The organism is Streptomyces sp. AF1A (assembly GCF_047340315.1).
GTDB lineage: Bacteria > Actinomycetota > Actinomycetes > Streptomycetales > Streptomycetaceae > Streptomyces.
Map to the genome: position 1 here is coordinate 1 of NZ_JBLEBI010000045.1, position 23,105 is coordinate 23,105.

14 protein-coding genes and 1 pseudogene are annotated in these 23,105 nt (G+C 68.6%); 10 read left to right on the plus strand and 5 right to left on the minus strand.

The features are described from left to right. Positions 1-211, minus strand: a pseudogene (locus ACLU3S_RS15620) (class E sortase); the annotation flags it as partial. A gap of 354 nt (positions 212-565) precedes the next feature. On the opposite strand from ACLU3S_RS15620, the gene ACLU3S_RS15625 reads away from it, so the two are divergent. From ACLU3S_RS15625 to ACLU3S_RS15640, 4 genes are all read left to right on the plus strand, one after another. Then, positions 566-1,585, plus strand: a complete 1,020-nt coding sequence (locus ACLU3S_RS15625; protein ID WP_413952444.1) for a hypothetical protein — start codon at positions 566-568, stop codon at positions 1,583-1,585. A gap of 177 nt (positions 1,586-1,762) precedes the next feature. After that, a complete protein-coding gene (locus ACLU3S_RS15630) occupies positions 1,763-2,164 on the plus strand; it encodes a very short patch repair endonuclease (RefSeq protein ID WP_413952475.1) in 402 nt (133 codons plus the stop codon). Further along, a complete protein-coding gene (locus tag ACLU3S_RS15635) occupies positions 2,161-3,156 on the plus strand; it encodes a DNA cytosine methyltransferase (RefSeq protein ID WP_413952445.1) in 996 nt (331 codons plus the stop codon). Before ACLU3S_RS15630 ends, ACLU3S_RS15635 begins: the two co-directional genes overlap by 4 nt. A gap of 11 nt (positions 3,157-3,167) precedes the next feature. Continuing rightward, complete coding sequence (locus tag ACLU3S_RS15640; RefSeq protein ID WP_413952446.1) at positions 3,168-4,523, plus strand: DNA cytosine methyltransferase; 1,356 nt, start codon at positions 3,168-3,170, stop codon at positions 4,521-4,523. A gap of 15 nt (positions 4,524-4,538) precedes the next feature. Here ACLU3S_RS15640 and ACLU3S_RS15645 read toward each other — a convergent pair whose 3' ends face one another. Genes ACLU3S_RS15645 through ACLU3S_RS15655 form a run of 3 tightly spaced genes read right to left on the minus strand, consistent with a single transcriptional unit; the run spans position 4,539 to position 8,563 of the window. Then, the gene (locus tag ACLU3S_RS15645; RefSeq protein ID WP_413952447.1) at positions 4,539-5,417 is read right to left on the minus strand and encodes a DUF6339 family protein; all 879 of its coding nucleotides are present in this window, start codon (positions 5,415-5,417) and stop codon (positions 4,539-4,541) included. Next, a complete protein-coding gene (locus ACLU3S_RS15650; protein WP_413952448.1) occupies positions 5,414-6,409 on the minus strand; it encodes a hypothetical protein in 996 nt (331 codons plus the stop codon). The genes ACLU3S_RS15645 and ACLU3S_RS15650 overlap by 4 nt, the downstream gene beginning before the upstream one ends. Positions 6,410-6,412: 3 nt before the next feature. Continuing rightward, the gene (locus ACLU3S_RS15655) at positions 6,413-8,563 is read right to left on the minus strand and encodes a helix-turn-helix domain-containing protein (RefSeq protein WP_413952449.1); all 2,151 of its coding nucleotides are present in this window, start codon (positions 8,561-8,563) and stop codon (positions 6,413-6,415) included. Positions 8,564-9,090: 527 nt separating this feature from the next. On the opposite strand from ACLU3S_RS15655, the gene ACLU3S_RS15660 reads away from it, so the two are divergent. The 5 genes from ACLU3S_RS15660 (at position 9,091) to drmB (ending at position 21,249) form a co-directional block, all read left to right on the plus strand. After that, a complete protein-coding gene (locus ACLU3S_RS15660; RefSeq protein ID WP_413952450.1) occupies positions 9,091-9,279 on the plus strand; it encodes a hypothetical protein in 189 nt (62 codons plus the stop codon). Positions 9,280-9,483: 204 nt separating this feature from the next. Beyond that, entirely contained in the window at positions 9,484-14,250 is a 4,767-nt protein-coding gene (locus ACLU3S_RS15665) for a DEAD/DEAH box helicase (RefSeq protein ID WP_413952451.1), read from the plus strand. Then, positions 14,247-16,151: a UvrD-helicase domain-containing protein gene (locus ACLU3S_RS15670; RefSeq protein WP_413952452.1), complete on the plus strand. Its 1,905-nt coding sequence runs from the start codon at positions 14,247-14,249 to the stop codon at positions 16,149-16,151. The genes ACLU3S_RS15665 and ACLU3S_RS15670 overlap by 4 nt, the downstream gene beginning before the upstream one ends. Continuing rightward, positions 16,148-19,387, plus strand: a complete 3,240-nt coding sequence (locus tag ACLU3S_RS15675) for a helicase-related protein (protein WP_413952453.1) — start codon at positions 16,148-16,150, stop codon at positions 19,385-19,387. The genes ACLU3S_RS15670 and ACLU3S_RS15675 overlap by 4 nt, the downstream gene beginning before the upstream one ends. Further along, entirely contained in the window at positions 19,384-21,249 is a 1,866-nt protein-coding gene (gene drmB, locus ACLU3S_RS15680) for a DrmB family protein (protein ID WP_413952454.1), read from the plus strand. The genes ACLU3S_RS15675 and drmB overlap by 4 nt, the downstream gene beginning before the upstream one ends. 93 nt (positions 21,250-21,342) lie before the next feature. On the opposite strand, the gene ACLU3S_RS15685 is transcribed toward drmB, so the two are convergent. After that, positions 21,343-22,134 carry an ATP-binding protein gene (locus tag ACLU3S_RS15685; RefSeq protein WP_413952455.1) on the minus strand — a complete coding sequence of 264 codons (792 nt, stop codon included), beginning with the start codon at positions 22,132-22,134 and terminating at the stop codon, positions 21,343-21,345. A gap of 112 nt (positions 22,135-22,246) precedes the next feature. Here ACLU3S_RS15685 and ACLU3S_RS15690 point away from each other — a divergent pair, with 112 nt between their 5' ends. After that, positions 22,247-23,095 carry a helix-turn-helix domain-containing protein gene (locus ACLU3S_RS15690; RefSeq protein ID WP_413952456.1) on the plus strand — a complete coding sequence of 283 codons (849 nt, stop codon included), beginning with the start codon at positions 22,247-22,249 and terminating at the stop codon, positions 23,093-23,095. Positions 23,096-23,105 lie beyond the last annotated feature (10 nt).

Here is a 23,105-nt window from a genome sequence, read left to right on the forward strand (position 1 = left end):
TCCCCCACTCCCGCTCCAGGGCCTCCACCTTCCGCTCGGCCCCGCGCCGCGCCTCCAGGTTGGTCCACCACAACTGGTGCACCACGAGCAGCATGAGCAGCACCCCCACGGTGACGAGCACCTCGCCCCCGCCCCACAGCACCCGCCTGCGCCGGGCACGCCTGCGCCGCTCGCCGTGCCCCACGACCCGCACGCCCGACACCGCCCGCATCCGCACTCACCTCAACCGGAGCCGCCCGCACGATAGGCGTGCCGCCCGCAACTGGCCATAGCCGCGCCGCCGATGACAGAGGGCCGCGCCCAGGCGGCCGGGATCAGCGGGTGACAGACGTGGGAACTCGTGGCCGTAAACCGGCCTGGGCCACCCTCCCGACCCTCAGGGCGTCGAGCGCGACCGGCGCGGACCCACCGCCCGGCTCGGACACCGGGCCCCCGGCTCCGGACCAGGCCACTCCTGCCCCGCACAACTCCCCCACCCGAGCCGCCCGTTTCGAGGACAGCGGCCCGATCCGTGCGCCCCCACCGCGCCTCACGTTTGTCATCGCCCGGCAGTACGGTGTCCCCCATGCGCCCCGACACGCCTGCCGAGAACGTCGACCACACCGCCGAAGCCGCACGCCTGGAGCGGACCGCCGGACTGTACCCGGAGGACGCCGAGGCCCTGCTCCTGACGGCGGCGGCCCACCTGGAACTGTCCGGCGACCGCCCCGCGGCCACCGCGCTCTACGACCGCCTGCTGTCCGCCTCGGACGGCCTGGAGAACCCCGCCCTGGTCCGCGCCCTCAAGGCCTCGAACCTGTGGGAGTACGACCACGAGGCCGAGGCGAGGGCGATCATCGACGGCATCCGGCTGACCGCGCCACGCGACCCGGCCCCCTGGGTGATCATCGCCGAGTCCCTGGAGTCCCACGACGAGCTGGAGGCGGCGGAGGACACGTTCACCGAGGCGGCGCGGCTGCTGCTGCCGGACTCCGCGGAGCCCCCGCGCTCCGTCCACCCCGTCCTCTACGGCCGCCACCGCGTCCGCCGCATGCGGGGCGTGCCCCACGACGACTGGGACACCCTGGCCGACACCCTCCACACCGCCCCGGTCTCCCTGGACGAACTCCACGACCCCAAGCGCGTGTGGTCCCTCGGCTCCGACAACCCCGCGGAACTGGCCGCGGAGATCTCCCGCCTGCGAGCCGAACTCGGCGCCTACCGTGAGGCCCTCTCCCGCCCCTTCCCCGTGGCGATCCTCCACTGGCCGGCCCCCGAACTCTCCGAACTCCTCTCGGCCTACCCGGCGCTGACCTCGGAATACCCCTCCCACGAGGAGCACCTCTCGACCATAGAGTCCTCCCTGCGCGAACTCGCCGCCTCCGGCACGGGCAACCTCGGCATCGTGACGGGCACGGTCCCGTCCTACGAGGCGTTCGCGGCCTCGGAGGGGTCCTCTCCGGCGGACACCACCCTGCTCCCGCAGTACGCGACGGTCCTGGCCGCCCGGGGTCGCGCGGTGGCCTGGCCGCCACAGCGGGGGGCGGGGTGCTGGTGCGGGTCGGAGGAGGTCTACACGGACTGTCACGGCCGTTCCGAGCCCTGAAGGCCGGAGAAACGGCGAGCGTGGCGGGGCCGAACGGTCTCGTGATGCAATCACTATTGCAGCCATAGCCCGGTGTTCGGGCCGGGGACCTCGGAGGCCCTTCGGGCTCTGTCACGATCGTGAGGCACAGCCTTCTTGAGCATCATGAAGCCGTCATCACCCGCCGTTTCGGCTCGCATGCGCAGCCAAGCCAGCAAGGACACGGCTGCCGAGCTGATGGTGCGACGTCTACTGCACGCTGCCGGGCTGCGCTATCGCGTGGAGTATCCGGTGCCGGGCATGGCCCGCCGCCGGATCGACGTGGCCTTCACCTCGGTCAAGGTGGCTGTCCTGATCGACGGCTGCTTCTGGCACGGGTGCCCCGAACACGCCACGCAGCCGAAGTCGAACGCTGAGTGGTGGCGGCACAAGCTGGACCGCAACATGGCACGAGACGCCGAGACCACGGCACATCTCGTGGCGGCAGGCTGGGAAGTGCTGCGGTTCTGGGAGCATGAGGCACCGCAGGACGTGGCGTTGCGTATTGCTGCGGCAGTCGAGCAGCGGAGAGCCCTCCAGGGGCGGGGGAGGAATCGTTGAGGAAGCTGACCTTTGTCGACGTGTGCGCGGGGGCGGGTGGCCTTGCGTCGGGCCTGGAGCGGGCCGGTTTCGAGCCGCGCCTTCTGCTCGACGAGGACGACGACGCCTGCCGGACTCTGCGGGTCAATCGTCCGCACTGGAACGTGCTGAAGAAAGACCTCCTCGACTTCGATCCCGTGGACCACCCGGAGGTGTACGACGTCGATCTGATGGCGGCCGGCCTGCCTCGGGTGAAGTCGAGCGCGACGGTGACGCGCACGTCGTTCGACACCGAGATCAGGCTCATCCGAGCGACGGCCTATCTGGTCCACGCAATCCAGCCACGAGCCCTGATCATCGAGAACGTGCCCACCTTGGTCGACGAGGACTCCTTCGAGCCGATTCGGGACTTCCTCCGCGAGGAGTTGACACACCTTGAGTACGTATTGTTCTGGTTCGCCCTGAATTCTTCCGACTTCGGGGTCCCCCAGGACCGCTCGCTGGGCATCCTTACAGCCGTCAAGCGCCAGTGGGCGAAGACTTTCCGGCCACCTCGCCCCACCGTCCAGGAGTGCGTGTCGGTCGGAGAGGCACTGGTGGCCTCGATGCGTTCTCGCGGCTGGCCGGACGCTGACCGTTGGGCAGCTCAGGCAACGAGCGTGGCACCGACCTTGGTGGGTGGATCCAAGGCGCATGGGGGCCCAGACTTCGGGCCGACCGGCACGAAGGCCAAGTGGCGGCGTATGGGGGTCTACACGAAGTCCTTCGGGAACGAGCCACCCGGCCGGGACTTCAAGTGGGATCCGTCACTCGGGGACGACGGACTGGTGCGGATAACGGTGGACCAGACGGCTCTCCTCCAAGGCTTCCCCGAATCATGGGAGATTGCAGGACTGAAGACGGCCCGCTACCGCCAGATCGGGCACGCGACGCCACCACCCGTCGCTGAGGCCCTGGGACGGGCCGTCGCCGAAGCACTGAGCCGGGATCCGGCTGTCAGCGCTGCCGGCTAGACTTCCGCCACATGACCAGCACGGCGCCACACCAGTCCATCCTCGACAAGCCCTTTGTCCTGGACCTCTTTGCAGGTCCGGGCGGGCTGGACGTCGCCGGACGCGCCCTCGGCATCCCGAGTCTCGGCATCGAGTGGGACAAGAGCGCTTGTCTGACGCGCTACGCGGCCGGGCTCGAAACCCTCCACGCCGACGTGAGCGCGATCCGGAAGGAGTCCTTCGAGTCGCTGCCACCGGAGATCAACGTGCTCGCCGGCGGCCCGCCGTGCCAGACGTACTCGGTGGCCGGCAACGGCGTCGGACGCAAGGCCTTGGACAAGGTCAAGGAGTACATCGAGCGCCTGATGTCCGGCGACTCCGACGGGGCGATCGACAAGGCATTGGGGGGCTTGGGCGAGGACCCGCGCACCGCGTTGGTCCTGGAACCACTCCGGTACGCCATTCAAGCGACCAGAAGCCCGAACCGGGGCAATCGTCCGTACGACGTCATCGTCCTGGAGCAGGTGCCTGCCGTCGAGGCGCTCTGGCACCACTACGCCATGGTGCTAGAGAACGAAGGCCTGCCCGACGGCACCAAGTACAAGGTCGTCGTGGACGTCCTGGACACCGAGACGTACGGCGTTCCGCAGACGCGGTCTCGCGCCGTGCTGATCGCTCGACGAGAAGGGCTCGGTGAGCCCTCGCTCCCGAAGGCGACGCACCACGCGTACGAGGCGAGAGAGTGGAACCGGAGGACCGATCAGGTCGTGGCCCAGGCCTATCAGCCCACCCTCCACGAGGAAGCTGCTCCGAAGGCGGAACAACGCACCGAGGGCGACGAGAAGCGGGAACACTGGCGGTCGATGGGTGATGTGCTCTCCGAGCCAGTGGGCACACATCCAGGTCGCCGCACCCCGTTCCTGGTCCGCTCGAACTACGGCAGCTCCGGCCATCCGGGCCGGCGCGGCGTGCGGACCGACCGGCAGCCTGCCGCAACCGTGACCGGTCGTATCTCCCGCTTCGTCGTCTTCGAGCACCTCAACGAGAGCGTCGTGCGCGAGGGCGCGCGGTTCAGCATGAACGAGGCCGGGATGTTGCAGACATTCCCACCGGACTACCCGTGGTCCGGTACGGCGCAGGCCCAACAGGTGGGCAATGCCGTGCCGCCCCTGTTCGGCGCGCATCTGCTGACCGCCGCGCTCGGGCTCCCGGCCCCGGATCCGAACCTTCTACGGGAGCCGTGGGTGCCGGCCACGGAGGAGCAGCGGGCCAAGCTCCGCAGCCACGGCTGCGGAGCCGCGGACGACTGCACCGCCCGCTGCCCGCGACCCGAGGATCAGGCGCCGCCGCGTTCCACCTCCCGCAAGAAGAGGGTGCCGGCCGAGTAGCTGGATGGCCATGGATCAGACCTCGGTCTTCCTGCCCCTGACCGGCGCGGTCTCGAACAGCTCCAAGAAGTAGTCGGAGAGCGCAGAGACGGACTCTTCGGGGGCAGGGTCCTCGTCCGGTCCCTCCGGGAGCATGTGGCGCGAGACCGGCGGCGCCGTCTCCGCCTCCGCGATCCAGTCCCGCAGACGGGTCGGGTCCTTGGGCACGTCCGGTGCGAGGACGTCGTAGACCAGGGTCGCACCGGCCGCGTTGATGGCTACGGCCAAGCCGTTGAACTCCCGCCCGCCGGTGATCTTTCCGCTTTTCAGGAGTCGGACCAAGGCCTGCGCTGTGGGCCGATGGTCGAGCAGGCCTTGCCGGAGCAAGGTGTGGATGACGTCCTGCTTGCCGCAGGCCACCTCGACCGGCCCGTAGTCCGGCCCGTTGCGGAAGATCTCAGCGGCCCACCACAGGCGGGAGAAGCACTGCCGGTCCGCGGGACCTCGGAAGCGCTCCGGGGCGATGCGTCGTTCGGGATTCTTCGCGGTCGGCTCGGAAAGGTGTCGCCAGGCCACATAGTCGGGGGCAACCGCCAACGCCAAATGTGTCCACAGGCGCTTGTCCGCCGCCTCCCGCCGTGTGAGGCGCAGCGTGGCATGGAGCCTCGGGGCGAGCCAGGCGTCGGCGCGGGTGCGGTCATCGCGAAACTCGAACATGGCGTCTTCCACCAGACTGCGGATCGGCTCGACAGCCCATCTGGCGTCGTCCTCGGGAAGCGGTTCGACGAACTTGTTGAGATCGATGCCGCCGTGGACCTGTTCAGCCTTCAGCAGTTGCTCGGTCAGGAACCCGTCGGCGGCCGATGCGGGGAGCAGTGCCAAGCGCTCCGGTACATATTCGGGCTGGGTGATCACTTCTCGCTCTCCCGGTTCGCTTGTTCGAGACTGCGTATGGCATAGCCCAGCGCCTTCGATGCTTCCGCGCGGCGGATCGCCGCGTAGTGGATGCGGGTCTGGAGATCGGCCCAGCCCGAGTCGCCAGTGCGCCGGTGGTGCACCTGTCGCAGAGCCTCCTCGACATGCACCCCGGGAACGATGTCAGGAAGCATTTCCCGCAGCACCTCGCCCTGCCAGTCGGTGGGGAAGACCGGGCCGCTGCCGGGCTCCACCTCGAGGTCGCCGATGGCCCCGTGGAACACGGCGGTCCAGACGTCCGTGGCCATCTGAGCGACGAGCAGGTCGCGGACCTTACTCTCCACACCGGAGGCGCGGCTGTCCAGCAGTTCGACGATCCCGTCGACGTCGCTGTTCACGAACACGGTGGGCACTCTGGCCGACGTGTCGACGATCCAGGGGGCGTCGGCGTAGGCACGAAGCCACTCTCGGGAGCTCCTGGTGAACGACGCCTTCTGCACCTCCAGTTGGAGGCCGGCGACCGGTTCGTCGGAGACGGTGTCGACGGTCCAGCTCCGGTCGGTCTCGGCGATGGAGCGTCCTTTCACTCCGTCGACGGTGGCCACGGCGTACACGGCGAGGGAAGCGCGTCCCAGGTGGTCGTCGCGGAAGATCTCCAGAGATCCCGACCAGTCACGGCTGTCGTCCGTGTCACGGGCGAGAGCGGTGGAGGTGCGGATGTTCGTCTCGCCGTCCGCGAGCACGGCGAGGACGCGCAGGTCGGACCAGGGCGCGTCCTCGGCGTCCGCTCCGGGCGGCAGGGTCGCCGAGAGTCCGACGACGGCGCTCACCCAGTCGTCGTGCCCGGCGACGCCGAGCGCGACAGCCTGCTGCTGGGTCGAGTAGGCGCTGGTGTCCAGCGGGTCCCGGGTGCCGTCGGCGAGCTTGAGGGCGACGGACGTCACCCGCAGGACGATCGGACGGCTGAGCCGCTTGTACGGGTAGATCTTCACGCGTCACTCCCCCTTGCCGGCACGCAGTTCGACCACCAGTCGGGTCAGTGCGGTCCTGACCGGATGGCTGCCGACGTCGGTGGCCCCCCGGAAGACGGCACGTCGTACGCCGGGGGTGAAGCGCAGGACGCCGTCCTCCACCTCGCAGCCCTCGACGCCTTCGAGTTCCGCCCAGTCCAGCCTTGGACGGCCGCCGGAGCGCACGTCCAGCAGGGCGACGGGCACCAGGGGGACGATCTCGTCGCCACGGGGGATGCTCACTTCGGCGTCGATCAGCCACTCCCCCGCTTCACCGATCGTGGCGTCGAGGTTCTTCAGCACCGGGATCACGGGTCCCGTGGGCGCCTTGGCCTTGGGCCGGCTCTTGACGGTCAGAGCCTTCCGCAGGGCCTCGCCTCCTTCGCGCGAGGTGCGCTTCGGGCGGGCGACGAGTTCCCTGACGGCGTTGTTGACCTCTCGGGTCAGTCCCTCGATCCGCCGGTAGGCGGACGGCGACCAGCGCAGGGTCAGCTCCTCCGTCTGACCCCAGCGGTCGTGCTCGGGCGGTTCCGCCGCGCGCAGGAACTGCTCGGCTTCCTCGGCGAAGGGCGCCGTGTCCCCGGCCGCCGCGCCTGCGAGGAGTACCGCCTGGAACGGGTTGGTGCCGATCGGCAGTCGAGGAACGGTGGCCTTCCTGACCGTCATCCGGTTGCCGCGCAGCGAGTGCACCTGGTTGATCGGCCTGTCCTTGTCGCCGTCCGCCTCGGTCACCAGCAGCACCGCCTGATGGATCCCAGACGTACCGCCCGGAGCACCACCGGACAGCGGCAGCTTCAGCGGGACGTTCCGCATGGCGACCTGCCCGGCCTCGGTGAGTCGGTCGACCGTGGTGCCCTCGTAGAACGCCCGCAGCGCACGGGTCCGGGACGGTTGTTCGACGGAGGGGTCCACCTTCGTCTCCTCGACGACCACCTCTCCGTCGTTGCGCAGCGCGCGGACGGACACCTCCAGGAGGGGCAGTCGACCGCCGCCGCCGGTCATCGCGGCCCAGAAGTCACGTCCCAGCGCCTCGACGAGCCGCTTGTGCATCCTCTTGACGTCGTGGGTGTCCTCGTCGCCCTCCTCCTCGACGATCTCGTCGTCGAGGTCCGGGCCGTCGCCCTCCAGGCTGGCCACGTCGTGCGCGCCGACGATGAGGAAGGAGGTGCCGGGTTCGTCGCTGTCGCGGGTCAGGTGCAGGCGGGCCGCCATCTCCTCGTCCGCCCACCACGAACGGACGACCTCGCCGTTCTTCGAGTCGGGATCGGGGCGCCCGAACCATGCGGGACCCGCGAACGTCTCGCCGTGCACCCGCCGCCAGGGCAGTTCGAGTCGGCCGATCATCCGTCGTTCCGTGCGCCCCTCATGGGGCACGGACAAAGTGGAGTTGATGAGCACGAGACCGAGAGCACTGGTGGCCCACAGCGTCGCCTTGCCGAGCCCGTACGAACCACCCGCCGAGGGACCCGACTTCAGGCTCTCGAGCTGCCGTCTGACCACGGCGGCGAACTTGCCGTCCTCGTAGTCGTCACCAGTGAGACCGGACGCGTTGTAGTCGTCGACGCGCAGCAGGACCAGCCGGCCCTTCTCGTACATGTCGCGCACACCGGCGTCCACGACCCGCCCGACCTTCTGCTGGGCGGCGAGTTCCGAGACGGCCTGGTAGTGCGGGAAGAGATCGTTCCAACGGATCGCCTCCCGGAAGGCGTCGAGGTGCTCGCCGGTCAACTCGTGCAGGGTGTAACGGACCCTCACCGGACGGCCGTTCTCCGGCAGACGCTCGTCGAGGCTGTTCTGGCAGGTCTCCCGAGCGAGCACCTGTACGTCCGCGTCGAACGCGAAGGCGGCAGCGTTGCCCAACTCACGACCGCCGTCGGGGTAACCGGGTCGGTGGTACCACGTCACCGGCAGGCCGGCCTGGGTGTCGGTGGTGCGCGTGTGCACCGTGCCGAGGTCCGTGCCGAGCGCTTTGGCGATGTCCGCCATCACCGTCGGCCTGGGTGTCGACCTTCCGGTGATCCATGCGGAGACGGCGGCTCGGGTCAGCCTCAACTCGTCGGCCAGTTCTGCCTGTGTCTTCCCCGCGAGCTTGAGCTGTCGGGCCAGCCACGGCCCGAACTCCTCACCTGTCTCCACGCGCCACCTGCCTCTTCTCCTCCACCGTCCCGGCGAGGCTAATTTGACAGGATCGATCACGTCAACCAGTAGTTAACAAAACCATCCGGCCCGACGACCTGCCATCGATGTCCAAATTGCCCAAAGAATTCCCATACGCCCTCTTTGATGCTTGTCGAAAGAGGGCATGGGTCCCGAACTCCCCGCCGAATCCGGGAAGTTGGGTTGCGCATCCGTGGAATTGCGGCTAGGTTTCCGGCGGCGAGAAAGACGCCTCGGTCCGCAACCAGTAAATCCGGGCAGGGGGCGACAGGGGACACTTATGTCCTTCTTCCGTCACGAGCCGAAGGGAACAGGTATATCCAAACGCCCGCAGCACGTCGTCGCAGGGATTTTTCGAAAGGGCTGGCACACCGGAGCAACGGCCAGCTAACGTGAAATCAGGAAGCGAGAATCTTTCGACAACCAGACTTCCGAGAACCACGGGGGATGTTTGCTGTTGTCAAACCCCTGTGCGGTCACCGGATCACTCTGCACCGGGGGGTTTCATGGACGAGAGCGACCACTCCTTCTTGAGGCTCTCGGGCAGGGAGTTGAGTTCCCTGTACTTTGCCGTCCGGACGGCAACCAGCAGGGAACAGGTACAGCAGATCCTCCGTACGTTCGAATTGTCCGATGAGGACTTCGTCGGCTCCTTCCCGGACCTGGCGAAGTCGGTCCGCCTGTTGCCGGACTGAGGCACCACAGGCTCTCTTGGCCGAGCCGTCGGCCCTGGCGAAGAGGGGCTGTCCGAACCGCAACCGCGCCTCGTCCCGCAAACGAGGCTCCGTCGACAGAGCAAAGCCCGCGAAAGCACGCCACGTGGGCCGGCAACCCGCAAGGGACGGTTGACCCGCCGTTCACACTTCTCGTCCGCACCTGACACCCGGGAGCGCAAAGCCGTGCCGTCCTCGTCCTCCGCAGTGATAGAAACAGTCCTCGAACAATCCGCCCGTGTCCTGCATACGTACGCCGTGGACCCCGGGCTCATCGCGGAACACGCCAACGGCGAACGCCGCATCACACAGGGTGGCTACGGCGACCGCCAGCTTTTCGAACTGGTCCAGAACGCCGCGGACGAAATCGCCGACGAGCCGGGCGGCCGTATCCATGCCGTACTCACGAAGACCCACCTCTACTGCGCCAATGAGGGGAACCCGGTGACCCCGGAAGGCGCGGAGACGATCCTTCGAATGAGTATGTCGAAGAAGCGCGGCGGCCAGATCGGACGTTTCGGTGTGGGCGTGAAATCGGTCCTCGTGGTCACCGACACCCCGGAGTTCTTCAGCAGCACGGGGAGTTTCGGCTTCAACCGTGCCTGGTCCTACGAGCAGATCAAGGCGGTGCCCGGGGTCACGGCCCGCTACGGCCTCGAATTCGACGCCCCGGTCCTGCGGATGGCCCGCCCGCTCGACATACAGGCGGAACGCGCCGCCGACCCCGTGCTCGACGAGCTGCTGAGCTGGGCGGTCACCGTCGTACGACTGCCTCTGCTGCAGGGGGCGGACGAGCGGCTGGGCCGTGACATGCACGGCACCCGGGGCAAGGAGCACGGCGAGCCCCGCGAGGAGTTCCCGGTCGGCTTCCAGCTCTTCTCCCCGCATGTGGGGAAGGTAGTGCTGGAGGACCGCCGGCCCAGCCCCCCTGTCCGACGGATCCTGACGGCACAATCCTCCGGCGACCTGCACACCGTGGTCGAGGAGCGCAACGACAAGGCCGCGTCCACGGAGAAGTGGCGCGTCTTCACCGTCACGCACGAACCCGGTCCCGCGGCGCGTGCCGATGCCGGTGAGCTGCACGACCGTATCGCCCTCGACTTGTCCTGGGGCGTCCCCGCGCTGGTGAAGGACCCGGACAGCGGGCTCTACGGGAGCCGGGATTCACGCGGCCGCGGCAAGTTCTGGTCCTTCTTCCCGACCAAGTACGAGATGTCGCTGAGCGGCGTCCTCAACGGTGCCTGGAAGACCAACGAGGACCGGCAGAACCTGCTCGACTCCTCGCCCTTCAACCAGGAAATGATCCGCCGGTCCGCACAGCTGGTCGTCGACTCCCTGCCCGCTCTCGCCCCCGCCGAGGACCCTGCCGCCTACCTGCCGCTGCTTCCCGGCCGTGTGAAGGAGGCCATCAGCTGGGCCGACGAGTTCCTCACCCGTGAGATCTGGGCGCATGCCGGGCGCCGCCCGTCCCTGCCGGACCAGGACGGCGTCCTGCGCGTCCCGACCACGCTTCGCATCCCTCCCCGGCTCGACAAGGACCCGCGGAAGGCGAGCCGTTGGCTCCGCATGTGGCACGAGTGCCCAGGACGGCCCACCGGCTGGCTGCATCCGAGCGCCGAAGTGGACGTCCTGCGAGCAGGAAAGGTCGAGCACATCCTCGGCGCGGCCGGACACGAACGGGCCCAAGTCCGTGAGTGGCTGGAGGCCCTCGTCGAGAGCGGCACCCCGCAGGCGTCCGCCGCGGCGATCCGGATCGTCGCCGACATGATCGAGAGGGAATCCCCGCTCGCCGAGGACGCCCGCAAGGCCCGCATCGTGCTCACCGAGGAATACGGTCTCGTCGCCCCGGTGCCCGGCAGGGTGTTCCGCCGGGCCGACCACGACGGGCTGCGCGAGTCCACCGTGTACGTAGTGGCCGAGTTGGCCCAGGACCCGTCGCTGGCGCACGCCCTGAACGTACTGGGCATCCGGGAGGCTGACGCCGAGGGTCGTTTCATCAGCGTGCTCGACCAGGGCTTCGCCCACTACACCGACGCCGACTGGCTGCGCTTCTGGGAACTGTTCCGGCGTGCCGGCGTCCGACGGCTGGCACACAAGGTCGTGGAGCGGGTCCCCGATCCCCGCTCGACGCTGCGCGTGCGCACCGCCGACCACCGCTTCCGGCCGATCCACGACTGCATGCTGCCCGGAACTGTGGTCGACGCCGGGCGCGACCCCTCCGTGGCGGTCGACATGGACTTCCACTCCGACGACACCCCCTTCTTCGCCCAGATCGGCCTGTCGGACCGACCGGCCGGCGGGGTGCAGCCGGAGGACAGCGAGGACTGGTACGAGGAGTACCGCGCGGCCGTCCACGCCGCCCTTCTGCACACCCTGCCCGACAACGCGCCCCGGCCCTCTCCGAACCGGATCAAGACCGAGGGTGCTCCGATCGGCGGCCCCCTCCACCTCTTCCGGTCCCTGTCCCCGGAGTCCCGAGCCCGCTTCCTGAAGGCCCTGCCCGACGACGCCGTGGTCACCAACTGGACCCGGCAGATCGGCGCCCAGACCAGCACCCGGCAGGCCGTGATCTCGCCGATCCGGTGGATGCTGCGCAAGTACGGCACCGTCGCCACGTCGAAGGGGATCAAACCGCTCACTGTGGCCGTCGGCCCCGAACTCGCCGCCTACCGCGACGTACTGCCCGTCGCCGACATCACCCCGGAGAAGGCCCGCAGACTGCGCCTGCCCGCCACCGTCGACGAGGTGCCCGGCGACCGTTGGAATACCCTCCTCGACGAGGTGTCCCGCAGCGAGGACGACGTGTTCGTCGGCACGACGTACGTGATGCTGACCCGGTTCGGCGCCGATTTCCCCGAAGACTCCCTCACCCGGTGCCGAGTCGGCGACACGTGGGACACCCGCCCGGACGACGAGATCACCCTCGCTGTCGGCGACGTCGAGTACCGGGCCCTGCGCGCCGAACAGGTGCCCGCTCTGCTCGTCCCCACCGTCGAGGACGCCGAGCTGATGGCCGAGAAGTGGGGCATGCTCCGCTACGCCGACGTCATCACCCGGGAGACCCGAGAGGTACCGGACGGCGACCCCGTGCCGCTCGTGGAACTGTTCCCCGCCCTCCGGCAGCGCCTGAACACGGGCAACCGCAACACCATGGTGCAGCGGTGCGCCGAACTGGAGGAGGTCGTCCGCACCCCCAAGAAGGGTGCCCAGGCCTCTCCGCTGGACGCCGTACGGCAGGACGGCGTCGTCAAGGTCCGTATGCCGCTGGAACCGGAACCGATGCTGCGGCTCATCGATCGCGAGCTGGGCCTCGGTCTCGGTCCCGCCGGCTGCCGTGCCGTGCTGGAGCACCAAGAGCGCATGGCGCGGGACAGCGAACTGAAGGCCGCGCAGCAGGCGGTGCGGGACGCCGACGACGTGGTCACCAAGATCGAGCTGCTGATCAGCGCGGACGCGCTCAGGGCGGGCCTGCCCGAAGGACTGATGGAGGCCGAGCTGCAGACGAACGACGGCGCGGAACCCACTCCGCGCCGCATCGCTCAGATGGCGTTCAACGCGCACGGCGACGGAGTGCTGCAGCAGCACGCCCGGGACATCCAGGCACGCTTCCCGAACGCACCCGTGTCGTACGGGGGTTCGTCGGCGGCCATCGCATTCGTCTCGGACCTGAGGCTGCCGATCACGTTCGCGGGCTCCCGCACCCCCGCACCGCCGCCGTTCGAGACGGTCGAGGGCCCGCGGGACTTCCCCGGCCTGCACGCCTACCAGGAGGACCTGGTCCGCAACATCTCCACCATGCTCGACCGGCTCGCCCCGCAGCGCGGCATGCTGTCGCTGCCCACCGGCGCCGGCAAGACCCGCGTCACCGCCGAGGCCGTCATCCGCTGGGTGAAGCGCGTCGGCGACCTCAAGGGGCCGCTGCTGTGGATCGCGCAGACCGAGGAACTGTGCGAGCAGGCCGTGCAGAGCTGGAAGTTCGTGTGGAGCAAGGTCGGCGCGGAACGCCCCCTCACCATCAGCCGCCTGTGGAGCAGCAACGAGGTCGGTGACGTCGCCGACCATCCCCACCTGGTGGTCGCCACCGACGCAAAACTGCAGAAGTGCCTGGGCACCGATCAGTACGCGTGGCTGCGCGAAGCCTCTCTGGTGATCGTGGACGAGGCGCACACCGCCATCTCACCGCGGTACACGGAGGTCCTGGGACTGCTGGGGCTCACGCAGTACGAGACGCGTCGCCACCTGCTGGGCCTGACGGCCACGCCGTTCCGCAACACCAACGAGGAGGAGACCCGGCGACTGATCGGCCGCTTCGGCAACCGGCGGCTCGACGAGGGTGTCTTCCCGTCCGGAGATCCCTACAGCGATCTGCAGAAGTGGGGCATGCTCGCCCAGGTCGAGCACCGCACGTTGGAAGGCGGCCGGATCGAGCTGAGCCAGGACGAGAAGACGCACGCCGAGCGCATGGCGATGCTGTCCCGCGCCGCCGAGCAGCGACTGGCGGACGACCACGCGCGCAGCCGACGCATCGTCGACTCGGTGGCCGAGCTGCCCGAGGACTGGCCGACGCTCCTCTTCGCGACCTCGGTGGACCACGCCAAGTATCTGGCGGCCATGCTCAACGACCGAGGCGTCCCGTCCGCCGCCGTCGACTCGACGACCAGTGCCCAGGACCGTCGTACCCGCATCGAGAACTTCCGGTCCGGCCGTATCCGCGTCCTCACGAACTACGGTGTTCTGACCCAGGGCTTCGACGCACCCGCGACCCGTGTCGTGGTCGTCGCACGGCCCGTCTACAGCACCAACGTCTACCAGCAGATGATCGGTCGTGGTCTGCGCGGCCCCAAGAACGGCGGCAAGGACACCTGCCTCATCCTCAACGTCAGTGACAATATCGCCAACTTCGACACACAGCTTGCGTTCACTCAGTTCGAGCACCTCTGGAGCCGCAAGTGACCGACGTCTACCTCGACAGCCCTCCGCTCACGGACGAGCAGCGGGCCGTGGTCGAGCAGCCCTGGGACGCGCGTGTCCTGGTGACCGCCGGGGCCGGAGCGGGCAAGACGCACACGTTGGTGCGCCGGCTCGACGCGCTGTGCGGACACGAGGATCCGGACGAGGCGCTCGAGGCATCGGAGATCCTGGTACTCACCTTCTCCCGGGCCGCCGCCCGTGAGCTGCGCGAACGCATCGCCCGACACGGGGAACGGGCGCGTCGGGTCCGCGCCCAGACCTTCGACGCGTGGGCGTACGGGGTGCTCCTGCAGGCGTATCCGGACGGGGAGTGGGGTGGAGCCTCCTTCGACGAGCGGATCCGCGCCGCCACCGAAGCGATCGAGAAGGGTGCGCTGGAGGCCGGCGACTCGGCGCCACCGTCCCACGTGGTGATCGACGAGGTCCAGGACCTGTTGGGCGACCGGCGGGAACTGGTGGAGGCGCTCCTCGACCGGTACCAGGACAGCTGTGGCTTCACCATGGTCGGCGACGTCGCCCAGTCCGTCTACGGCTTCCAGATCGAAGATCCGCACGAACGGGAGGCCGAGACCGGCCGGTTCTTCGAGTGGCTGCGGCGTTCGTTCCCCGACGACCTGGTGGAGCTGCGCCTCACGGAGAACTTCCGGGCCGTCACTCCGGAGGCGAGGATCGCCCTCGCCCACGGTCCTCGACTGCAGCGGATACGGGACGCGGACGAGGCCGGCACCCTCTACGAGGAGCTGCGTGATCTGCTCCTCGACCCTGCGAACGCGTACGGTGAACTCATTGACGAGTACGCCGTGCAGGGCCTGCGGGGCATCGAGGACACCTGTGCGATCCTCACCCGCGACAACCAGCAGGCGCTGGTGGTCTCACGGCTGCTCCACGAGCACGGCGTCGAGCACCGGCTGCGCCGCCCCTTGGAGGAGCGGCCGGTGCCCTACTGGGTGGCGGAACTGCTGCGTCGCACCGAGGCGAGCGGCCTGACCGAAGACCGGTTCCGTTCGCTGCTCGGGGAGATCCCACTGCCTCACGAGCCGAACGCGACAGCTTTGTGGACAGTGCTGCGTCGCGCCACGCGCTCACCCGGGCGCACCGCGCTCGATCTGGACCGGCTGCGCCGCCTGACCGCCGAAGGCCGGTTCCCCGACGAGGCAGCCGACCCGGAGACCGCGCGGATCGTCGTCTCCACCGTGCACCGGGCCAAGGGCCTGGAGTTCGACCAAGTGATCGTGCTGACCCCGCCGACCGTCGCCGAGCTGCACAAGCAGTACAAGGACGCACTGGACCTCCCCGCAGAGGCGCGAGCACTGTACGTGGCGATGACGCGCGCCCGGCACGACCTGTACCACATGAGCTCCCCCGAGCTGCCGTTGTTCCGAAGAGCGGGCGGCCGCAAGAACGGCCGGCGGTACATCGCCGGCTGGCGGTCCTACGACAGGTACGGAATCGTCGCCGAGGCCGGTGACATCTGCCGGGACGACCCGCCCGGCCACACGTCCGACGCCGTGGCGACCCAGGCGTATCTCCTGGAGCGGGTCCGACCCGGGCACGAGGTGGTTCTGTGCAAACGCCACAACCTACCGATGGGTGAATCCCAGAGCCCGCCGTACGCCCTGGTCCACTACGGGCGGGAGATCGGCGAGGCGTCGGAGCGATTCAGGGAGGAGTTGTTCCGGGTGCAGAAGGTGAACCGGACCTGGGACCCGTGGTGGCCCGACGAGATCCATGGGTTGCGGATCGACACTCTGGAGACTGTGGCGGGCGGCGTCGCCGCCGGCGCCAACGCCGGCCTCGGCGAACGAGGAGTGTGGATCGTGCCCCGGATCACCGGCATCGGCATGTTTCGACGGGCTGACAACAAGGAGGAGCAGAGCGCATGACACACGAGGCGGGTCGGCACTCCGAGCACTACAGGGTGCGGGACGAGGAACTGCTCAGGGGGCTCCGCCGTGAGCTGTTCGGTCCGGCAGAGGGCGCGGCACCGGAGGATCGGGCCGAGGTTCTCGCCCAGGACGCACCGATCGACCGCTACCTGACAGGCGTGCTGTACCCGCGTGCTTCGAAGGAACGGAGGGGCGAGAACGCCGCCGAACAGGACGGCCTGGACGCCGCTCCGGTCTCCGCCCGCGGGGACGCGGAGGAGTCCGGCGGCGCCGACGACATCGGCGTCTCGGGGGACAAGCGCCCCTCTTCCATGGGTCTGACCTTCGCGGTCGATCCGGCCATAAGCGACACGATCGTGGTATCCGTGCGGGCTGCGGTCTACGAACCCACCGACGCGGAGGGCAATCCCGTCCCGGCGCGCCGCGCCGAGGCCCGGACCACCGCCGAACAGCGGGAACGGTGGCACCGCAAGGAACTCGACCTCCCCGACGTGCCGATCGACGTCACGACCCCCATCGGCAACAGGCCGGTGGACCTCGACGACCGGGCGCAGTTGCGCGTCGTCGTCCGCCGTCCCGACCCGACCACCGGCACGGTCACGATCACGGTGACGCTGCTCAACAAACAAAAGGTCGGCGAATGGGACCTCCAGGACGCCTTCGCCCTGTTCCAGTGCGGTCTGAAGGTCCGGGCCACCGACGGCTCCAGCGCGATCGTCGAACGCCCCGCCCCGGCCGCCGCGCACGACCCGGACATCGCTACCAGTCGGCTGCTGCACCGCCACGCCCCGACCTTTGCCGTCGGACACGGATGCGCCGCCTCCTGGGACTGGGTGCCTTCACCGATCGGAGTGACCGAGACGCGCGAGGCCGCCGTCCCCGAGGTGCGCAGCGAGTTCGTGCCCAGCGTGGAGGTGCTGCTGACCGACTCCAACCCGGAGATCGACAGCTCGTCCCTGTCGATGCTGGGACTGGCCGAGCAGCCCGACGCCGAGGTGCTGGCGGCACTGGAGGCACTGGCCACCGGCTACGAGGACTGGATCGACCGGAAGGCGGTCGACGCGGACGCCCTGCTCGGCGGTCCTCATGAGAAGCCCGCCCAGGACCAGGTGAAGGCCTGTCGCGAGGCCCTCGACCGGATCCGTGAGGGCATCGGGTTGCTGCGTACCAAGCCCGAGCTGATGAGGGCATTCCGGCTCGCCAACCGCGCCATGGCCGACCAGCGCGCGCGCAGCGCCTGGGTGAAGGACGGACGCGTCGGCAGCCCCGATCCGGCCGCCGGCCGCTGGCGGCCCTTCCAGATCGCCTTCCTGCTGCTCTGCCTGGCCGGCATCGACGATCCGAAGCACGACGACCGGAGGATCTCCGATCTTCTGTGGTTCCCCACCGGTGGCGGCAAGACGGAGGCCTATCTCGGCCTGATCGCTCTCACTTCCTTCCTGCGCCGCATCCGCAAGGGGGTCGACGGCGGCGGTGTCACCGTCCTCATGCGCTACACGCTCCGGCTGCTCACCCTGCAGCAGTTCGAGCGCGCGGCGATCCTGCTCTGTGCCATGGAACGCATGCGGCGCAGCACGCCCGAACTGGGTGAAGAGGAGTTCTCCGTCGGCATGTGGGTGGGTCGCTCGGCCACGCCCAACACGCTGGCCGAGGCTGCCGCCAGGCTCGACGACCTGCGTGCGGACCTGGACAAGCGGCTCGCCACCGAGAACCCCGTGCAGTTGCACGCCTGCCCCTGGTGCGGGACCCGCCTCGACGCACGGAACTACGAGGTCGACGAGATCGCCAAGCGGATGTACATCCGCTGCACCGGCAGGGACTGCGACTTCGCCGACGGACTGCCTGTCCACCTCATCGACGAGGCGGTGTACGACGCGCGCCCGACCCTGGTGATCGCCACCGTCGACAAGTTCGCCTCGATGCCGTGGCGCCCGGCGACCTCCGCGCTCTTCAACCGCGACGACCCGCACGACGTCACCCCTCCCCCGGAGCTGATCGTCCAGGACGAGCTCCACCTGATCTCCGGCCCGTTGGGCACCCTCACCGGCCTGTACGAGACCGCCGTGGACGCCTTGGCCGACCGCCCCAAGGTGATCGCTTCGACGGCGACCATCCGTCGCGCGGCCGACCAGGGCCGTCACCTCTTCGCCCGTGAGGTGCGACAGTTCCCGCCCGCCGGGCTTGACGCACGCGATTCGTGGTTCGCCGTGGAGACTCCACGCGAACAGAAGGCGAGTCGCCGCTACGTCGGACTTCTGGCCCCCGGCACCAGCCAGTCGACCCTGTTGATCCGCACGTACGCCACGCTGCTGCACCGGGCCATGCACGCCGACACCGACGACAAGGTGCGTGACGCCTACTGGAGCCTCGTCGGCTACTTCAACAGTCTGCGGCTGCTCTCCGCAGCCGAACTTCAGGTCCACGACGACATCGTGGCCTACCTGGAGCTGCTCGCCGAGCGCGAGGGCGTCTCGGCGCGCCAGGTCGCCAACTACTCGGAGCTGACCAGCCGCATCGACGCCAGCGAGATCCCCACGCGGCTCAAGGGCATCGAGAAGCGACTCCCCGACGAGGACACCGTGGACGTCCTACTCGCCACCAACATGATCGCGGTGGGTGTCGATGTCGACCGGCTCGGTCTGATGGCCGTGATGGGCCAACCGCAGACGACCGCCGAATACATCCAGGCGACGAGCCGCGTCGGGCGCGCCCATCCGGGCCTGGTCGCGGTCATGCTCAATTCGGCCCGGGCACGGGACCGTTCTCACTACGAGAACTTCCAGCACTACCACTCGGCTCTCTACCGCGAGGTCGAGTCCACGTCCGTGACCCCGTTCTCCGCCCGTGCCCGCGAGCGGGGCCTTCACGCGGTGATCGTCGCCCTCACCCGCATCTTGATCCCGGAGGCCCGCCCGAACGACGGCGCCGGCAAGGTCGAGGCCTACGAGGGCGTCCTTCGCGGACGCATCAAGCACCTGCTGCTGGATCGCGTCCGTGCGGTGGACGAGACGGAACTCCGCGCCGTCGACGACGGCTACGAGGAGTTCGTCGAGTGGTGGCGCAAAGAAGCCGGGATTCACAGCGGCCTGCTCTTCGAACCGCAAAAGGGCGGCCGTGCGCCCGCGCTCCTGAAGCCGTACGACGACGAATCCGACGTCGAGGGTTGGTCCACGTTGTGGAGCCTGCGAGACGTCGATGCCGAGTCCGCCCTGTTCTTGGAAGGAACCCGATGACCCCGCCGCCCACGCGCCGCCGCCGGACCGGAGCGAGCGGCTCCGCACCCGCCCACAACCTTCCGCGCCGTGGCACGGTCCGTCGGGCTCAGGCGATCACCACGTACGGTGTCGGCTCGCTCGTCGCCGTCGACCACGAGTCCTTCATCGTCTCGGGCCTGGACGACGCCGACCGGAGCTGGAACGACCACGAGGCACGGCGCATCCATGAGCGGCGTCTGGAACGGCTGCTCGGGGTCGACCACTTCCGGTTGCCGCCGGCTTCCGATGAAGCCAGCAAGGACGGTCTGCGGGTCCGCCGCTTCCCCTTGATGCACTCCTGCCCCGAGTGCAACGAACTGCAGAGACATCAGGACTTCGTCCCGCCGCCCGGTCGGAGCGTCTGTGGCACCTGCGACGTGGACCTCGTCCCCTCCCGCTTCGTCGTCGCCTGCGAAGCCGGGCACCTCGACGAGTTCCCCTACCGACAGTGGGTGCACCGCTCGACGGACCGCGGTTCGGGGTCATCCGGGAACTGCGGGGGCAAGCTCATGATGCGCACCTCCGGGCGCACCTCCTCGCTCCGCTCGATCCTCATCTCCTGCACCTGCGGGAAGGTGCCAGAGGTCTCGATGGAGGGTTCCTTCCGCAGAAGCGCGCTGAAGGATCTCGGACTCACGTGCCGGGGCACCCGCCCCTGGCTCGGCGCTTCCGTCCCCGCCGAGGGGTGTGGACTCCCGTTGCGCACGCTGCAGCGCGGTTCCTCGTCCGTCTGGCAGCCGGTGCTGAAGTCGGCACTCTCCATCCCGCCATGGAGCAGTCGTCGCGTGGATCCGCTCGCCGGCCATTGGGAAAAGCTCAGGAAGTACGACGACCGCTCGCGCGTCGAGGCCTATCTCGACGCCGTCTTCGACGAACCCTGGCCCTTCTCACTGGACGAAGTGATGACCCTGCTCGAAGCGGAACGCGAGGAGGAGGCCGAGGGCGACGCGGCCCCGTCCTTCGACCATCGCTACCGCGCCCTGCGAAACAAGGAGTACGAACGGCTGCGCGCCGGCAACGACGAGAGCGAACACTCCCGGGAAGAGGAGTTCGTCTGCGAGACGCCGCTCGGTGATCGGAGCGTGCTCGAACCGCTGGGCGTCACCGGCCCCATGCTGGTCAAAAAACTTCGCGAGGTGCGGGCCCTGAAGGCGTTCACCCGGCTCGTCGACGCCGAGTCGACGACCGACGCGAAGGAGATGCCGCTCTCCGAGAAGCCGCTGCGCTGGCTGCCGGCTATGGAGGTCCGCGGCGAGGGCGTCTTCCTGCGTCTCGACGAGCAGCGACTTAACGACTGGGAGAAGGCGCCCGCGGTGGCGGCCCGCGCCGAACGCATGCGGGTGGCCCACCAGCGCTTGCTGGAACAGCGCGCCGACGACCCGAGCCGTGCCGTACCGTCCCCGGTGACCCCGCGCATGGTGCTGCTGCACACCTTGGCCCACATCCTCATCAACGAATGGAGCCTGGAAGCGGGTTATCCAGCTGCCTCCCTGCGTGAGCGGCTGTACGCCACCGATGACATGGCGGGCGTGCTCGTGTACACGGCGACCAGCGACTCGGCGGGCAGTCTCGGCGGACTCGTGGCGCAGGGCGAGCCAGAGCGCCTCGATCAGGCGATCCGTTCGGCCGTCCGCCGTGCCGAATGGTGTTCCTCCGACCCTCTGTGCGTCGAAGCCGAGGCGTCCGGCACCGCCGGGACCAACCTCGCGGCCTGCCACGCCTGCGTGATGCTCCCCGAGACGAGCTGCGAGCACAACAACATTCTGCTGGATCGCGCGCTGCTCATAGGCACTCCGGACGCCCCTCGAATCGGCTTCTTCACGAACGCGCTCGGCCACTGACCTCAGACGGACGTAACCAAGTAGCGGGGACCGGGACGAGAAGAGAATTCCGTTGCCGGTCCCCGCAAGCCCCGCCCGCTCAGCTTCTTTCCCTCAACCCATGTCTGCCTCGAACCGCATTTGCGCATGATCCAGGGCGTCATCGGCATCATGGCCATGTGCTTGGAGCCAGTGCAGAAGGTCAACAATGGCCTCGATCGCGGCAGCCGTCGCAGCGGCGACCCTCATCCTTCTTGACGCCACTGGGTGCGCTGCCACCACGCCATAAGCTCGAAGCACGCCTTCAGCTCTATCGACGTGCACGTTCCTGCTGTGACCACTTGGCGCGCTCAAAGAAGTTGCGAGTTCTACCCAAGTGACCTTGTTCTCAGGCGAGATCTGAACACCCCAGCGCTCGGCGCTGGCAGCGACAAGTGCCATGCCACGCCCCGTCTCCGCGTCATCAGCTGAGTCGACCAGCGTCGGTAAGGCGCGCGTGTCGGGGTCATGCACCTCCATCCGCAGGTACGTGCCGTGCATCGAGACGGCCAAAGTCGCCGGCGTTCCCGGTCCCACATGCCTGATCACATTGGAAACCAGCTCGCTGACGCAGAGTTGAGCCGTCTCGATCAGCTCTGACAAGCCCCAGAGCCTCAGGTGGGTCCTCAGAACGCGTCGAAGTGGGGCGACCTCCTCCGGCATGGCGAGGAATGGCAGCTCCCAGGGGCGTCTCGGCGTACACGCGCTGCAATCCATGTCCGACTCCTTCTCCGGCCGATCGTCGTGTGTCGCGTCGGAAAGCAGTGGCCTGTCGCCCTGGCGCAGGCCCACCTCTCCCAGGGCAGGAAGGATCAGGCAGGCATGCGCGATGCACTTCTGCTCGCCACGCTTGTGCTCGTTGCTCAAGCTAGAAGAGCGTGGGGTAAATTTGCCATCCATCTCGGCAAATTAGCTCGATCGTGGCTTGGTGCGCCTCCACAGGGCAGACTGCCGTCCGAGCGCACATGGAAGGATCGGCATGCCCCCGAAGGCAGTCACCACTCAGCGGCAGAAGCGCCTCGGTCACGAGCTGCGCAGGATGCGGATGGCAGCAGGCATGTCCGCAGAGCAGGCAGCCAACCTCCTCGGCGTCGATCGCGGAAAGATCTCGTACATGGAGTCCGGGGTCCGGAACATCAGCGAGGAGCGCCTGCGCACCCTGGCTCAGCACTGCCACTGCCACGACGAGACGTATGTGGAGGCCTTGGTCGAGATGGCTTCGCCCGCCCAGGGCTGGTGGGAGCAGTATCGAGGCGCTCTGCCCCAAGGCATGCTGGACATCGCCGAATTGGAGGCACGGGCCACTCGCATGCGCGCAGCATGCACCGTGCACATCCCCGGTCTGTTTCAGACGACCGACTATGCGCTCGCAGTCTTCCGTGCCGTGCTCCCCGGCCTGCCCGAGCACGAGGTGGCGATGCGACTGGCTCATCGCGCCCGCCGGCAGGAGGTGCTCAACGACGCCACCAAGGCGCCGTTCGTCGGGATCGTGCACGAGGCTGCCCTTCGCATGCAGTTCGGAGGTCGCGAGGTGGCGCGGGCGCAACTGGAGCACCTGCTCGAGCTCTCGGAGATGGAGGGCGTGACCGTGCTCGCTCTCCCGTTCACCAAGGGCGCGTTCCCCGGTGCCGGACAGACGGTGCTCTACGCGGAGGGACCGACGAAGCAGCTCGACACCGTCCAGATCGACAACTCTCACGGCCCCGACTTTCTATACGGAGAAGGGGAGTTGGCCAAATACGGTTCTCACTTGGACCGGATGGAGGAACTCGCACTGCCGCCTGCCGAGTCAAGAGACTTCATCCACTCCATGGGACGTGAACTCTGAGGGAGGCCCA